The 15742-nt window shown below is 61.7% G+C and carries 10 protein-coding genes; 6 read left to right on the top strand and 4 right to left on the bottom strand.

The features are described from left to right. Positions 1–8 precede the first annotated feature (8 nt). Positions 9–1712: an NERD domain-containing protein gene (locus AC4D14_RS10105; protein WP_490901940.1), complete on the top strand. Its 1704-nt coding sequence runs from the start codon at positions 9–11 to the stop codon at positions 1710–1712. Positions 1713–1809: 97 nt separating this feature from the next. Here the strand turns inward: AC4D14_RS10105 and AC4D14_RS10100 are convergent, their stop codons facing one another. Both AC4D14_RS10100 and AC4D14_RS10095 read right to left on the bottom strand, forming a co-directional pair. Continuing rightward, positions 1810–2889 (bottom strand): hypothetical protein, encoded by a 1080-nt coding sequence (locus tag AC4D14_RS10100; RefSeq protein WP_490901938.1) that lies wholly within the window; start codon positions 2887–2889, stop codon positions 1810–1812. A 2-nt stretch (positions 2890–2891) separates the two neighbouring features. After that, entirely contained in the window at positions 2892–3584 is a 693-nt protein-coding gene (locus AC4D14_RS10095; protein ID WP_490901936.1) for a DUF6308 family protein, read from the bottom strand. A gap of 316 nt (positions 3585–3900) precedes the next feature. Between AC4D14_RS10095 and AC4D14_RS10090 the strand changes: the two genes are divergently transcribed. After that, positions 3901–5487 carry an SIR2 family protein gene (locus AC4D14_RS10090; protein WP_490901934.1) on the top strand — a complete coding sequence of 529 codons (1587 nt, stop codon included), beginning with the start codon at positions 3901–3903 and terminating at the stop codon, positions 5485–5487. A gap of 15 nt (positions 5488–5502) precedes the next feature. Here AC4D14_RS10090 and AC4D14_RS10085 read toward each other — a convergent pair whose 3' ends face one another. Then, on the bottom strand, positions 5503–6156 hold the full coding sequence (locus tag AC4D14_RS10085) for an NUDIX hydrolase (protein WP_490901932.1): 654 nt from the start codon (positions 6154–6156) through the stop codon (positions 5503–5505). 112 nt (positions 6157–6268) lie between these two features. On the opposite strand from AC4D14_RS10085, the gene AC4D14_RS10080 reads away from it, so the two are divergent. Together AC4D14_RS10080 and AC4D14_RS10075 are read left to right on the top strand one after the other, a co-directional pair. Beyond that, positions 6269–7123, top strand: coding sequence for an ARPP-1 family domain-containing protein (locus tag AC4D14_RS10080; RefSeq protein WP_490901931.1), 855 nt, complete (start codon positions 6269–6271; stop codon positions 7121–7123). 46 nt (positions 7124–7169) lie between these two features. Beyond that, positions 7170–8651 (top strand): ADP-ribosylglycohydrolase family protein, encoded by a 1482-nt coding sequence (locus tag AC4D14_RS10075; RefSeq protein ID WP_490901930.1) that lies wholly within the window; start codon positions 7170–7172, stop codon positions 8649–8651. Positions 8652–8694: 43 nt separating this feature from the next. Here the strand turns inward: AC4D14_RS10075 and AC4D14_RS10070 are convergent, their stop codons facing one another. Next, a complete protein-coding gene (locus tag AC4D14_RS10070) occupies positions 8695–9378 on the bottom strand; it encodes a DUF2510 domain-containing protein (RefSeq protein ID WP_490901928.1) in 684 nt (227 codons plus the stop codon). 538 nt (positions 9379–9916) lie between these two features. On the opposite strand from AC4D14_RS10070, the gene AC4D14_RS10065 reads away from it, so the two are divergent. Together AC4D14_RS10065 and AC4D14_RS10060 are read left to right on the top strand one after the other, a co-directional pair. Further along, the gene (locus AC4D14_RS10065; RefSeq protein WP_490901926.1) at positions 9917–12571 is read left to right on the top strand and encodes a RecB family exonuclease; all 2655 of its coding nucleotides are present in this window, start codon (positions 9917–9919) and stop codon (positions 12569–12571) included. Next, a complete protein-coding gene (locus tag AC4D14_RS10060) occupies positions 12568–15714 on the top strand; it encodes a UvrD-helicase domain-containing protein (RefSeq protein ID WP_490901925.1) in 3147 nt (1048 codons plus the stop codon). The genes AC4D14_RS10065 and AC4D14_RS10060 overlap by 4 nt, the downstream gene beginning before the upstream one ends. Positions 15715–15742 lie beyond the last annotated feature (28 nt).

The raw sequence follows: 15742 nt of genomic DNA, 5'->3' as shown, positions 1-15742 counted from the left end.
GTCGTAGCGTGAACGAGAGGAAGCTCGTGTACTGCATACCGCAAGAACCGGAGTTCAGTGAGGGTCAGTCGGCCGAGCGCGCGGTGTGGGAAGTGTTGCGCGCAAGCCTTCCCGACGACGTCGTCCTGGCCCACTCGGTTCACGTCCGTGATGGAAACACCGAACACGAAATCGATATTCTCGTCCTGTGGCCCGGAGTTGGACTTGCTGCCATTGAAGTCAAGGGTGGACTTGTCACCGTAGAGAACGGGCAGTGGTATCAGTCCGGGGGCACAAGCGGCCGCCACAAGCTCAAAGAAGGCCCACTCGCCCAGTCGCAGGGGGCCATGCACGCCTTCCGAAACTGGATCAGTGATGAGTTAGGCACACCATTGAGGAGCCGGTTCGCCTACATGGCCTGCCTGCCCTACACCTCCCTCCCACAGGGTTGGGTGATGAGCGGATGCCCGCGCTCCCTTTTTCTTGATCAAGGCGACCTTAAGTCACCGGCCGATAAGATCCGCCGGGCGATCGAAACTCAGGGTAGTGGAGCGACGCCGTTGGCACCCGCCTACTTAGAGAGAATCGCCCGGCGGCTCGAAGGAACGCTTGAAGCACCTCCGAACCCCGAAACGAATCCGCAGGAGCTTGAAGACCGGCAGGACCAGCTGACGGTACGTCAGGCCGTCCTGTTGTCTGCCACCCGCGACATTCCCCGCATTCGTTTCACCGGGGGTGCCGGCAGCGGCAAAACTTGGCTTGCCCTGGCAAAAGCACGCTCGTTGTGCCGAGAGGGTCAGCGGGTGGGGTTGTTCTGCTACAACAAGGGCCTGGCGCAACACCTACAGAACCGCGTTTCTTCCTGGCGCCACGCCAAGCCTGCCTTCACCGGTGAATTTCACGATTATGTCCGTTCCCTGGGCGTACCGGACGGCGACGGGCAGGCCTACTTTGATGAGGAAGTGCCACAACATCTCAGGGACAAGGCAGCGGAACTGCCATTCGAGCAAAAGTTCGACGCGATCATCATCGACGAGGCACAAGATTTCGCGCCGCTCTGGTGGGAGGCTTTGACCGCTTGTCTGAAGGACCAGTCCGAAGGGCAGATTTACGCCTTTATGGACGACCGCCAAGATGTCTACCGCCGCTGGGGCGGCGCTACCAACGACTTCATACATGGCCCCGCTGCGGACCTGGTCCCTATTCATATCGATGAGAATCTCCGCAATACCCGCCGTATCGCGGAAACTTTCAAGTCGTTCGCCGGTGAGCACTTCACCCCCCGTGGCGAACCCGGCTTGCCTGTGCGCCGTGTTGAATGCTCGACGGAGGATGCCCTAGAAGTTGCTGGGGACTGTATAGAAGCGCTGCTCGACGAAGGATGGGTCAACAACCAGATCGCTCTCCTCACCACGCATCACCGTCATCCGATCCACTTGGATTACTTTGAGCGGAAGGCCACACAGGAGTACTGGAGCGATTTTCATGCCGCTGAATCCGAGTTCTACGGACATGTACTCGGTTTTAAGGGCCTTGAGCGGTCGGTCATCATCTTGTGCGTCGATGGGTTCAAAGAAATGGACCGAGCTCCAGAGCAGTTGTACGTCGGGCTTTCACGCGCACGGAGCTTGCTCGTCGTCGTTGGAGACTCAGCATTGTTGTGGAAAGCCGGCGGTCCAGAACTTGCGCGGGCGTTGTCGAGCGCACAACAGTGGAAGCCGATGGTGGGTTAACCAGGAACGACGAGTCGATCGCCCGAACTGGCGAGCGCTCGCCACAGCCCTCGTCATCCGGCGACTGAGTCCTAAAACTCCGCGCATATACGACCGTCTAGGCGGACCTCAGCTCGGCCAAGGCAGCGACGAACCTCCGCAGTGAATCGGCGGATATGTCAGTGAGCGAAACATTCGGTCGGCGCTTCCACCGGGACTCCCCCAGGATTGCGGCCGCGGCACGAAACTCCTCGATTCCAGACAGGCGCTGCAGGAAGTCAGCGAACCGTTTGCCGTTGGGCTCTGACGCTGTCACTTTCGGCACACGTGTGAAGCTCAGCTCGAGCGAGGTCGATCCCGTCGCGTAGTGGTAGAGGTACACGGACCCGGTCCTACCGGTGTCGTCCAATGCAATCTGGAGCGACCCGGTTGGGATACTCTTCGCCCGTTTCGCCGAGCCAACAAACGGTATGTCACGGTGTCGAGCCTCCTCAAGCAGGATGTCGAACTTCACCAAGTTCACCGGATCGTCCGACTCAATCCACGAACGGCACTCGGCTTCCGTCCAACGCTCTTGCGCCCGTGCAGAGTCGGCTGCTTTCGCGCTGGCCAGCTCCTCGCCGTAGGTCATTGGCAACAGGATTTCAGTATGCTCCGTAATCATCCGCTTGTACTCAACGGCAATAACAGAAGTTGCCGGCCCAGACGTTGCATTGAGGTACTCGACGATTCGCTTCAGATCCATATTGATAGCGTCGACCGCCAAGACGATATTGAATCGCCCCTCTGCAAGGTTCGCCGCGACAGCGGTGGTGAAGCCAGGTTCCACAGACACCATGCTGTCGGTGAGGCTCTTACCGGTGCGTTTGAACCAACGTTCCTCGAACTCGTCCATTGACATTCGCCAAAAGGCGGATGCGTAGTCGAACATCTGCCCAATGATCTCCCGGCGCACCTGCCGATTCGACGCGAGTTTGCATTCGACAATAGTGAGACCGCCCGCCGAATCAACAACGATCAAGTCCGCTGGGCCAACTCCGGACTGGAACTCCTTGCATGCAACCCCATCGTCGCCGACTCCAGGGATGAGACTTGGGTGGTCGGCGAGGATCTGCTGAAGATCGGCCTCTCTCGCGTAGCGGGACTCCTTGGGCTCACGCCAGCTGCCGCCGTGTGGCCGGGTGAGAATTCCACCCACGGTTAGTTCTCGGATCCGACGAGGTCGTCCTCATCGTTGACCGGTTCCAGTCCCAGTTCGATCCCGTGCATCCACAGCACAATATCCATGACCCTCAACGCCGAGATGTTCGCCGGCGCCTCCGCTGCACGCCGGATAGCGTCAAGACGTGCAGGCAAACCGGTGCCATCATTGAGCGCGGCATGCCAGGTCGTCCATTGCCCGCCGGAATGGTCCAGGCCCATTAGCGGCCGCACCACCGAGTCATAGATGGGAATCAGTCGAGGCCGCTTGCGCGCCATGATCTTGCTCGCCCTCGTAGGGCCAATTCCCCATCTACCGTACTTCCGGCCGCGAAGTAGGTGCCACAACTGGGAAGCCGGGCTATCCGGTGAATTGAGTGCATCGATGTCTGCGTTCCACAAGTCCACTTCGACGGGGATCTGATGCAGCAATTCGTTGATCTCTTTTGCATGTTTTTCGAGCAGGCCGATAGCCGCTCGTCCCTTGATGTCGACCGAGAGAAACGACACCGCCACGAGGTCGTCAGCCGTGATGCGATCGGCGACGCCAGGATGGTCCCCGCCTCCTGCCCAATCATCGAAGCGCGTCCCGGTGCGGGGATTGGTGTTTCCCTCCAGTGGAAGGTAGTAACGGCGCACCAGGGCAGCTGCTTCGGCAACATGGTCGGCATCGAGGATTTCGTGGTAACTCACAGAGCACTCTTTTCGTAGTTGGGACCTGCAGCGAACGTCGACTTCAGCGAATGTGAGAAAACGAAGCCGATAGGGTGACTTTTCAATGTCACAGACCGAATACTCCTGCACCGCTGTACTACATCACCGCCTCACTGCCATGCCGACTTTAGGCGGGTAGGACGACATTTTAGAAAAGGATCGGCGGTAAGTACCTGAAGGTGTTCCGCGACTCATGCCTCATCGGATCGGTCATTAGAACACGGTATGACTCAGATACGTTCAGTGTCAGCATTTCATGTGGGAACGACGAGCCGCGGCCGTGATATGAAAAAGCATGGCAACTTCGCATGTGTTCGTAACCATGGGCGATCTAAAGAACCTTGCCTGCGATGCATGGTTGCTGCCGACCGACCACACCCCGTCCGTGAACGAAACGTGGACCGAGGGGGTGCCTGGACTTGCCGATGCGGTCGCTCCCGCTCGGACTAAGCCCTTCCATGTCGAGAAGAGGCTGTCCTTCGCTGTTGAGGACTGGCCGCTTCATCTGCCTCTACCAGTCCTCACGGCCGTGCCCATGCATGGAATCAGCGAAGCAGAGGACATACTCCCGGCCCTGCAGCATTTCACCCAAACCGCCACGGAGGCCGCTCGGGTGCGTCGGCAAACCATGGTTGAGAGGGATCCTGAAACCGGTGCCCCACGGCGCCCGATTCCATTGCTCGCGCTTCCTCTCTTCGGGACTGGGGGCGGCGGTGCCGGGAAGATTAGGGGTGAGGTGATGCGATGTGTGCTCAATGAATGCGAGCGACTGGCAGACGTCGAGGGAGTCGACATCGCCCTGGTGCTCCAAGACCAGAAGGATTTCGCACTCGCCCAACAGATCAGAATCCGCTCGGGACGCTCTTTATGGAACGAGTTGAACCCGAATTTGCAGGAACACGCTCAGCGCTTGGCAGGACTCGCACTAAAGGGCCGACTCGTCCCGTTCATGGGTGCGGGTGTGAGTATCAGTGCCGGTGCCCCGACCTGGGCGGGACTTATCGACCGCTTGGCGTCAGCAGCGGGCTTGAACCAGGATGAACTGTCCGAGCTGACAAAGCGCCACGTGCTGGATCAGGCGAGCATCCTTCGCGCAGTCTTCGCACAGTCCGAACGGAGCCTCAACGAGACAATCGCAAAAGAGGTACGGCTCGAGCGGTACGGATTGGCTCCGGCCATACTCGCGAGCCTGCCGAGCAAACAAGCAATAACCCTCAATTACGACGAACTGTTCGAACAGGCCTCCAAAGACGCAGGGATATCGCTTGCAGTCATCCCAGGTGATTTCTCCGGCGGGACGGACCGTTGGCTCCTTAAGCTACACGGCACCGTGTCTGAACCGGAGTCGATCGTTTTGACCCGAGAGGATTACCTCGGCTACAGCTCGACCCGGTCGGCACTTTCCGCACTCGTAAAAGCGAACCTCATCACCCATCATCTGCTGTTCGTCGGTTTCGGCCTGACCGACGACCACTTCCACGAAATTGTGCACGACGTCCGTCGCGCACTTCCAAAGCTGTCATCGAACAGCCATGAGGTAGCCACTGCCATCACACTGTTCGAGGATCCGTTGGACGAGTATGCATGGAAGGACAAACTGGCGCTCCTGCCACTGAGCGACGGCGGCGATGTTGCAGAGGCTGCCCGACTGCTCGAGATCTTCTTGGACATGGTGTTGGCACATGCCACGGACAGTCACTCCTACCTGCTAGCTGACAACTACCGGGAGGCGCTCACCGATACGGAGGCGTCGATTCGTCGAAAGCTGTTAGCGCTCAGTAGCGATTTGACTCCTGAAGAGCGCGCCAGCAGCGAGGGAGCGCGCGTCGTTGCGTTGCTAGAAGCGCTGGGAGCCGGCGAACGCTGGGGCAACTCGGGGTGAATCGAGCTGCGCCCGCTACCTACGAAAGAGCCGGGAGGGCCGGCCCCTTCCGCCATCTGTCATCTGTCCGGTTTCCTTGAGCTGAGGTTCCATCTTGCGACGGAAAGTGTCGCGCTGGAGGCTTTCACCCGCCACCACCTCGTGAAGAGTTCGCAGTTCGCGCAGGGTGAAAGGTTCCTTCAGGAGGCTGTACGGGTCGGGGTGATCTCCGTAGGCGGAGCGTACGTACTCCCGCGCCTTTGCCAGAATGACCGGGTGGTCGAACGGAAGCTCAAACCCGCCGGCAAGGATTTCCTCTACGTCCACGAGCCGGGAAGTTGAGTCATCCTCAGGAATTGGAAGGTCCCATTCGGCCACCAGGTCGACATGGGCAACGGATAGGACCCAGCCGCGCGGGTCACGTCCCGGATCGTCGAAGACGTGGAGCTGCCGCGGGGTGCGGCCGCTAACGCCGGCCTTATCTCGCAGCGATCGTAGGACCGCCTGCGCGAGGGTCTCCCCTTGGTGGAGGAAGGTTCCGGGCAGCGCCCACCCCGATGGCGACAACGGGCTCCTCACAAGCAGAACCTGCAACCTCCCCGCGGAGCTGGTGAGAACCGCAGTGTCCACGGCTACCGACGGGCGGGGGTACCGCTGCAGTTGGGCAGTGACTTCGTCGGTGGGAACCATGCACTCATTTTGCGCACTCTTGCACAAAAAGACAAATAGCCCTAGCCTTGATTTAGAGCAGACTTGCTCAATATCTCTAGGGGGTCGCACTGGGGCTCAGTCGGGGGCATACATGAAAATCGAGCAGTTGCACATCGGAAGCGGCCACCGAGTAGGGACCTTCACCCTTTTTCCGGTCTGGGCCGAGGGTGCGTCCTCGATAAGTCTCGCCACCGGGATCTCGGCAGATCTTGCCGTCACGGAGCTCCCTTCCGGCCCTCAGGTCGATCGGCTTGCGGTCACTAATAACGGCACCAAGCCCGCACTGCTTCTCGAGGGCGAACTGCTCGAAGGCGGACATCAGCACAGGGTCAGCGCCCGCGACGTCGTCATTGCACCTGGCGAGTCGTGTGAGGTGGAAACCGTATGTGTCGAACAGGGCCGCTGGGGCGGTTCGGCCAGTCACTCCCATTCCGGACGGCGAGCCCCGCTCAACGTCCGCGTTGAACTCAACCGCGGAGCTGCAGGCGGCCGGCAGCAGGATCGGATTTGGAGAAGGGTGGATCGGTTCCAAGGGATGAACGCCGTATCCGCAACCCGCTCACTGGTCGATCACATGAATGCCCGACAGCGGTCGGCTCAGCTCTCGGTCCCCGATCCGATTGACGGGCAGCGCGGCGTGATTGTCGGACTCGCCGGCAAGGCGTTGATGCTCGAGCTTTTTGGCAGCCATCGACTCTTCGTCCAGAGTTATGCGGCGATCGTTGACGCGGCGACGCTCGATATTCAGCTCGCGGGCGACGTACCTACTGTGCCTACTCCTGCCCAGTCCGCACGCGACTTGGCAGTGCATGTGATGAAGCTGGGACTTACGGCCCAACCGGGTCCAGTGACCACTAACGGCGTGACCTATACTCAGCCTGGTTCACGACCAGCGCTGGTGCACCTCACAGGATGGGACACTCGGCACCCTCTGATGGCTGATTGACGTCACTCCGCTCTCGACTCCGTATCCGAATTACCTGGAGGTCCACATGCACCTGAACTCACTACAGAATGACCGCGCCGCCGGCGTCCTGGTTGCACTGGCGGCCGGAGATGCACTTGGCGCGGGCTACGAGTTTGGCGAACCTATGGCGGATGAGGCCGAGGTTGCGATGAAAGGCGGCGGCCCCTTTGGCTTTGCCCCTGCGGAGTGGACGGATGACACCGCGATGGCAATCGCGATTGCGGACTCGGTCGTCGATGGCGCCGACGCCCTGTGGACTCCCACGGATACCGCAACGCTGTCTGCAATAGTCGGTCGGTGGATAACCTGGGCTCGCACGAGCAAGGACGTGGGGGCACAAACCCGCACTGTCCTTGGCTCCGTTACGCGCCTGCGGGAGCAGGATGAACACCGATCCCTTGCTGAGTCCGCATTCACGGCCGCTGCGGAGCTGCACCGCCGCACCGGACGCTCCGGAGGAAACGGCTCCCTCATGCGCACGGCTCCGATTGCTCTCGCCTATCTGGGGGCAGAACCGGAAGTTCTGCGGGATGCTGCAGTCATGGTCAGCGAACTGACGCACTTTGACCCTGATGCCGGAGAGGCCTGCGCCCTGTGGTGTCTGGCTATCCGGCACGCAGTATTCACTGGAGACATCGATGTCCGCGTGGGACTTCGCACCTTGGATGTGAAACGGGCGGAGCTCTGGCTTCGCCGTATCGAAGCAGCCGAATCTGCCCTCCCCCGCAACTTCGACCGGAACGGTTGGGTCGTGCAGGCCTTCCAGGGTGCATGGAGTGCTATCTTATCGACGAAGGGCGTTGGCGCCGGTCCCGCCCATCTTCGAGCGGCACTCGAAGCATGCGTGCGCGGCGGTCGTGACACCGACACGGTGGCCGCCATTGCCGGCGGACTGCTGGGGGCGGCCTATGGGTTTTCTGCTGTCCCGTTCGAATGGCGCCGCCGCCTTCACGGTTGGCCCGGCCACAGGACCTCTGATCTGATGACGCTCGGTCTTCAGCTCGTCCACGGTAATGGCCGGACCCCCGGAGCCTGGCCCAACGTAGAACATTTCGACAACTCGGCGTTCATCGCCGCCGACCAGACGGGCGTCGTTGCACATCCGTTGGATGACGGTGTCCTGCTGGGCGGTGCGCCGGCACTGAACCGCAATGACTATGACGCCGTCGTATCTCTATCCAGGATTGGGACCGCAGACGCGATGAAGGTGCCCGAGGAAAATCGGGCGAGCTTCTGGCTGCTCGACGAAGCTGCCCCCGGCAAGAACGCCCACCTTGAATTCGTGCTCGACGACGCCGCCAACGCCGTCCGGACCTTCCGCGCCGAAGGGAAGCGGGTACTGCTTCACTGCGTACGCATGGAGAGCCGCACTCCGGCCGTTGCTGCCCTGTATGGCTCACTGGTTTCCGAGCTTTCTCCACTCCAGTCGCTTGAGAAGGTCCGGGAAGTGCTGCCGAATGCCCGGCCAAACGAGGCCTTCATGCAGGTGCTGCGCAACCGTGGCTGAACGTAACGCAGCCCTACTGTGGCGGTGTGCTACTAAGAAGCACTCAGTCGCCCAGATTCCAGGAGTAGCTTCCCTCGTCCCAGTTCACGGTCGCAGAGAACCGGTAGCCCGACGCGGTTCCGTCGTCATGTTCCTCATTAACGGCAATGCACTTGAAAGTGCCCGTGATTGCGGTGAGATCATCAGTGGAGCCTCCGCCGAGCGGAGTGCACGAAGCACGGATGATTGGACCGGTTAAAATGCCGTCGGCGACTCGCTTTTTGGCATCTTCCAACACCGATTCCTCAAGGCTGGTCACGGTAAGAAGGCGGATGCTGCGCTCCAGTTCATCTGCCTCTTCCGCCGCCTTCCTCTCCGCTTCCTCACGGTCCGCCTCAGCTTGGGCCGCATCCTCCCGTTCCTTCTTCTCGGCCGCCACCGCTGCTGCTCTTTCCTCCTCAGCGGCAACTTGATTGGCATGCTGCACGCTCAAAGCCACCGCGGAACCAGCGGCTAGAACCACAAGAATGGCGGCGAGGATGATCATCATGCGCTTGCTTAGTCGGAGGCGCCGTGTCCGCAATAGAAACGATGTGCCGCAGTTCGGGCAGAAGTCCCCGCTGGTTTCGCTTTGAACACTGCATTTCCGGCAAACCTTAACGGGCTGAGGCAGTTGCTTGGCATCAACTTGCCCGACGCCTTCGGTGAACGGTTCAGCGGCGGTGTCAATCGGACGGGATTCGGGCATGGGAACTCCTTCTAAAGCATCGGGTGACATACATTTGGTGATCGTCGCTAGGCATGTCGCTCGCACTCGAAGTATCCGAAGCCAGTGGTCTCCCCAAAAGAAATAACCAAAATCAAATAGATCATACCGTCGAAAGCCTTGCGGTGTGGTTGCTGACGGGTATGCAGGCGAGCGAAAGTCGGGGCAGATATACGGTCAGCACGCTGAGGAATTCGAACCTCGGATATTCATTTCGTATGACTCCGGCGGAGACCCACTTGGCCGAGCGGATGAATTGTCAGTGCACCTTGCTAACCTGCGAATAGCGGTGCAGATAGGTTCTCACCAAATGGCATGCAGGGGGAATCAATGCACGTGCGATAGTTGTTGCTTTACGCGGGCCCAGCCCACCAAGCTCGCCTTGCGCCAACTTTGCGCACACTCCCGCCATCCTGAACGCCGAATAACGTCGCCAACGCACGGGACTCACCCTGCGTGTTCCACCAGCGCTACCTTCGATTTCGCAACGATGCGGAACGCCGGATCATCACAAGGGGAAATGATGCAAGTAGAGTTCGGCTGGTTCCTGGACCGCGCACCGTGGGCCTTCAACAATCCAGGGCTGAACGCCGTCCGCGTGGGTCCCCTCGGATTCACTGGACTCCTCCAGACCCGCCTAGGCATCACCCGCCCGGAGGTCTCGCACATCGACCGCGTCAATCAGTACGCTGCCCGGTTGCAGGAGCTTGACCAGGCCGATGCTTGGTTCCACCATTCTTTTGCAGTCGACCCGTGGTCAACCGCCCACGAACTCCTCGAAGCACGCGACGATCTCGTCGCCAACGGATGGGACGGCCAGCTTCCCGCAGGAGCCGCCTCGGACCTCCTCCGCAGCCTGTCTGGGCTGGAGCAAGTTGAGCTACCTCTCTCCCCTGCACTTGCCGACGATATCGCTGACCTCCTCGGCGCCCTCGACTCTCCCTTGGCACTTGGTATTTCAACGGTCTCCCTGCAACATACGCGCGGGTCCTTCCCCGTGATCTGGCAGCGCATCCTGGACAGGTTGGAAGCCCGTGGAACCTCCGTTCTGGAGCCTGCTGTCCCCGCGGATGCATGGCCGCGGATCACCGTCCTGCAGGCAGAGACGGAGTGGGAGGCTGCAGAGCATAGTGCTCGGTGGCTCGCCTCCATGTCTCCCAATAGCGTCGGGTTGCTGCCCAGTACTGCCGTGGTGACCTCCCACCCGACGTCCGTTCTTGACCACTATCTCGGGACCCACGGTCTCCCCCGGCTCGGCATCGGCGCCAAGTCCCGGTGGAGGGCGCAGGACCAGATCATCCCGCTCTTCATGGAAGTCATTTGGGGTCCCGCCAACGTACAGCTGCTGGGTGAGTTCCTCTCGCTGCCAGCCGGTCCCGTGCGCGGGCATGCCGCCCGGGAACTCCTCGGCGCACTCAAGGCGGAGCCTGGGACCGGAGGGCCCGCCTGGCAGCAAGCCCTTGGGAATATTGCGGCCGAACTGGAACGGGGACCCGCCATCGCCGCGGAGCTCGACCGTCTCTTCTCCAGTGAGCTCCTCCTTGAGGGGAGCGGAGTGACCGGTGCGCAGCTTGCGGCCAAGGCAGCATGGCTTGCCAAGCGCCTGGGCGCTCTCGCGGCACACGACGAGGAACTGAAGTCGACAGCGGCGCAGCTGCAGACTCTCCTCTCCCTCATCTCGGGACTCCCTGCCGTCTCGCGCACTGACCTGCGCCGCATCATCTCCTCGGTGGTGGCCGAAAGTTCGAGCCCGCTTGCCCCCGCCGAGGCCTCGCCCTGGCTTCGGCTCAATCACCTGTCCGAGTTGATGGACGACGTCGACGACGTGCTCTGGTGGGGATTTCAGTCCGCATCGAGCCCGAGGTTCCGCCGCTGGGACGCTCAGGACATGGCCGCCCTTGCTGCTGTTGGCGTACAGCTGCCCACCCCCGAAAGCATGGCCGCGCTGCAGGTGTCACAGACACTTGCAGCGAGTCAGCGCGGCAGGAACCTGCTCATCGTCACAACAGCACAGCTCGACGGTGAACGGTCGGAGGGGAACCCCCTGCTTGAAGCCCTCGTTGCGGCGCAGCCGATCGAAGCCACACCGTCGGGTGCGTCGGAATCGTTGCGAGCACGGGTTGCCGCAGTGACCGTCTCCCCTGACGTGACGGTCCACGACAGCCGCTGGCACCTTGCGGGCCGTTCAGCAGCCCTGGTTCCCGTTCCCCGGTGGCCCATCACCACGCCACCGGTTGCATTCGACGTCGGCCCCCGCCTGGACTTTCTGCCTACTTCCCTGTCCTTCAGCCAGCTGGGCAACCTCTTGGGCTGTTCCCTGGCATGGGTGCTCGACAAGAAGGCGAAAATTCGGCCGGCAGATGCAGAAAGCACTTCCAGCGGCAACAAGATGATCGGCACTTTCGTCCACAAGCTAGTTGAGGAACTCCAGCGTGATCTCTCCTCCGCGCACCGGGCAGTGCCGACACCCGAGGAGATTGAAGCCAAGTTGGAGGCACTGCTGCCTTACCTCGCCTCGGAGTTCCTGCTGCCGGGCAACAGCGCACGGCTCAAGAACGTCCGGACGATTGTGCTCGACTCGGTCATGAAGTTCTTCTCGACCCTTAGCGCCGCCGGAATCACCATTGAGTCGGTGGAGCATCCCTTCGAGAAGGAGCTCGACCTCACGGTGGGCGGGGAACCTGTCACCGTGCCGGTGAAAGGCTCGGTCGATGTCGTCGGAATTGACGACGCTGGGCGGTCAGTGGTGATCGACCTCAAGTGGAGCAACAAGGACAAATATCGGGTATCCGAAGTCCGGGAGGGCAAGGCACTCCAGCTCGCGCTCTATCAGTGGTCGCTCCAGGAAGAGGACGCTCAGGCCGCCCCGGCGGCGTACTACCTTCTCAAACAGGGGACGTTCGCATCGACCAATCCGACCTTCGGCAATCAGCTCGTCAGTGAACAGGACCCGGAGGCGCTGTGGAACAAGGCCGTGAAGGCAGCCGAGTTTTCGATCGAGGAGGTCCTCAACGGGCGTGTTACAGCCGATCCGCTGGTCGAGGCGGGGCGGGTGACTGAAGGTGGGCCGTCCGGTGAGGAGCTGGCAGCGGCGGCCGGCCGGTTCTATGCCAAACCGCCGTGTACTTTCTGCAACTTCAGCAGGCTCTGTGGATTGAAGGGGGACTTCTCATGAATGAGCTAGGAAATGTCCGGATGGTCTCGGCGAGTGCCGGCACCGGAAAAACGCACTACTTGACGAACGTAATCGCTGACAAAATCGCCGAGGGTGTCCCGGCGTCGGGCATCATGGCGACGACGTTCACCAAGAAGGCTGCCGGTGAACTGAGGGAGCGGATTGCTGCCAGGTTGCTCGATGCACCTCCGACGGGCCAAAATCCGCAGCAACTAAAAGACGCCGCACAGCAGTTGTCGGTGGGCCTCATCGGAACCGTCAACAGCGTCTGCAGCCGCCTGCTGACCGAATACGCGATCGACGCCGGGCTCTCCCCGGCCCTCGAACCCATTGCCGAGGGTGAGCAGGACGGCCTTTTTCACCTCGCCACCGACAGCGTCCTGGCCGAATACTCCGACCGCATCCTTCCGATCGCGCGCCGGATGAGCATGGCAGAGGACAACGAATGGGCGTCCCTGGTGCGCAGCATCTGCGACGCCGCCCGCAACAACCTCCTTGCGCCACGGGACCTTGCAGGATGTGCCGAGCGGTCCTGGTTGGGCTATCAATCCCTGCTGAAGCCTCGGGCTGACAGCGACGACCGGCCCACCTGGTTGAACCAGTTCCGCCAGTGCCTTCCCGACCTCCAAGCTGCGGCCCGCACCGGCGTTGACTCCGAAGGGAAGGCGGTCAATACGGGGGCGGCGAGCTTCACCAACAACTTCCCCACTATTGTCGACCGCATCACCGCCCTGACCTCGGTGGAGGACATTTCGTGGGAGCAGTGGCGCGGTGTTGTTCCATCCGGGGCCTCAACACCGATCAAGCGGATCTTTGAGGGCCCGGTGACGGCGTTCAAGGAGGGGCTGCTCTCCAATCCGGCATTTCAAGACGACGTCGAACAGTTCATCCGGCTCGTCTACGCCTGCGCGGCCGAATGCATGGACGCCTTCGCCGAGTTCAAGCGACTGCACGGAGTGATCGACTTCGTTGACCAGGAAACGCTCGCCCTGAAACTGGTGCGCGACAACGAGGCCTTCCGCAGCTCCTTCGCCCAACGGGTGCGGTTCCTCGTCGTCGACGAATTTCAGGACACCAGCCCCCTGCAGCTCGAGCTGTTCCTGCAGCTCAGCGGGCTCGTTGAACAGGCAGTGTGGGTCGGGGACCCGAAACAGGCAATCTACGCGTTCCGGGGGACCGACCCCGAGCTGATGAACGCCGTCGTTGCCCATGTAACGGAGAAGCGCCAGCTGAAATATTCGTGGCGGTCGCAGCAGGCCGTCATCGACCTCTCCAACGCCGTCTTCGTTCCAGTGTTCGAGTCGGCCGGGATGGATCCGGCGACAGTTGCCTTGACGATCACCCCTGCCCATGCCGGCTGGCCGGCCGGCTCTCTGGAAGCCTGGAACCGGCCGGCACGCAATGCCGGAGACCGCCTCGCGGCGACGGCCACCGGTGTCGCGCACTTGTTGTCGCGGCGGGAACTGAAACCGTCCGACGTCGCCGTGCTGACCCGAACGAACAAGGAAGCTGAGACGATCGCTACCTCCCTCGCCGCACTCGGCGTCCGGGCGAGCCTCAACAGTCAACCGCTGATGAGTGCGCGGGAGGTGCAGCTCGCCCGTGCGGCGATGGCCTTCGTCGCCGATGCATGGGACACCCTGGCGTTGACCGAGATCGTCGCCCTGCACCCCGACCATGGAAGCCACCAGAGCTGGCAGCAGGAATTGCTCGGGTCGGCCGAACCGTCCGAGACGCTGACCGGCTGGGCCGCGGACCCGGTCTGCGCGGCACTCACCTCGCTGAGAAGCCGGGCCAGCCGCGCGACACCCACCGAGGTCTTCGAGGGAGTGGTGAGCTCGCTCAACCTTCCGCAGCTGATCAAGGCCTGGTCCGCGCCGGAGACCCGCCTGCGCAACCTCGACGCCGTGCGCGCGGAGCTCAACAACTACTACGAGGCGTCCAAGGCGTTGCGGACGCCCGGGACGCTGCGCGGCAGCCTTCGCTTCCTTGCTGACGCAGACGCCATGGGAGCGGAGAACTCCGGGGACGACGTCGTCAACGTCCTGACCTATCACAAGGCGAAGGGTCTGGAGTGGCCGGTCGTGGTGATGGAAAGCCTCGACAGGGAGGTCGGAGCCCGGGCCTTCGGTACAGCGGTGGAGAGCGACGGCTCCTTTGACCTGAGCAATCCCCTTGCCGGCCGGTGGATCCGGTTCTGGCCGTCACCGTTCCCCTACGGGGGCTCCCCCTTGGACACTGCGGCGAAGAGTTCGGACGTCCTGGCCCGGAACGAAGCGCGTGAGCGCCGCAACGCGGCACGGCTGCTGTACGTCGGGATGACCCGATCGGTCTCGACGACTATGCTCACTGCGAAAGGGTCCGCACCTGCGGGCCTGAATGATCTGGGGGTCGACAGTCTGGTGTCGTGGTCCGGTGAGGGAAGTGAAGGATTGATCTCCATTGCGGGCACTGCTGAACCGATGCCCGCTGACGTGCACACCTATACCGCTGATCAGGAGGCCGCCCTCAATCCGGGAGCCTCGGGTGCTCAATACACTGACGTCGTCGGCACTCGGACCTTGGAGGAGTATCCGCCAGCCCGGATCCAGGCAAGCAAGCAGCAGGCAGGTTCCCAGCCGGAAACCGCGAGCGAGCATGCCGATCTTGGTGACCGGCTGATTCCCCATGGTGATCAAGGCTGGGACGCAGTAGGCTCAGCGATCCACGCGTACCTCGGTACCGAGTATGGCGCATTGGCGCAGAGCGACCAGCTGGGACTCGCGAAGCAGATAATCGACCGGTGGCAGGTGGGCGACCTAGTCAGTGCCGATGTTCTCCTGGTAGCCGGCGAACGGTTGACCAAGTTCCTTTCGGCTTCCTACCCTGACGCGGTCCAGTACCGGGAGGCACCCATCGCGTGGCGGAATGAGCAGAACCAGGTGATGGAGGGGTGGATCGACCTTCTGCTGGAGACCCCCGCGGGTTACGTGCTGATCGATCACAAGAGCTACCCCGGGCAGGATCCGGCTGGTCACATCAGGGACCACTACCTCGGGCAAATGGACACGTATCGCCAAGCGATTCTGGCGGCCACCGGAAAGCCTGTTATCGAGACCCTGATTCATCTGCCAGCACTGGGGAAGGTGTACACGATCGTGTAAAGGCATCCATTGCGCACCGGTAGTGTCC

It is taken from the genome of Arthrobacter sp. TJ-254, from assembly GCF_058269175.1.
The sequence above is the reverse complement of the archived record's forward strand: the minus strand, read 5'-3'. Positions and strand labels throughout refer to the sequence as shown.

Bases quoted from the DNA above. Each gene is read 5' to 3' on its own strand.
- AC4D14_RS10090 (WP_490901934.1), top strand. From the start codon at position 3,901: ATGGCAACTTCGCATGTGTTCGTAACCATGGGCGATCTAAAGAACCTT.
- AC4D14_RS10070 (WP_490901928.1), bottom strand. From the start codon at position 9,378: ATGCCCGAATCCCGTCCGATTGACACCGCCGCTGAACCGTTCACCGAA.
- AC4D14_RS10060 (WP_490901925.1), top strand. From the start codon at position 12,568: ATGAATGAGCTAGGAAATGTCCGGATGGTCTCGGCGAGTGCCGGCACC.
- AC4D14_RS10080 (WP_490901931.1), top strand. From the start codon at position 6,269: ATGAAAATCGAGCAGTTGCACATCGGAAGCGGCCACCGAGTAGGGACC.
- AC4D14_RS10065 (WP_490901926.1), top strand. From the start codon at position 9,917: ATGATGCAAGTAGAGTTCGGCTGGTTCCTGGACCGCGCACCGTGGGCC.
- AC4D14_RS10085 (WP_490901932.1), bottom strand. From the start codon at position 6,156: ATGGTTCCCACCGACGAAGTCACTGCCCAACTGCAGCGGTACCCCCGC.
- AC4D14_RS10075 (WP_490901930.1), top strand. From the start codon at position 7,170: ATGCACCTGAACTCACTACAGAATGACCGCGCCGCCGGCGTCCTGGTT.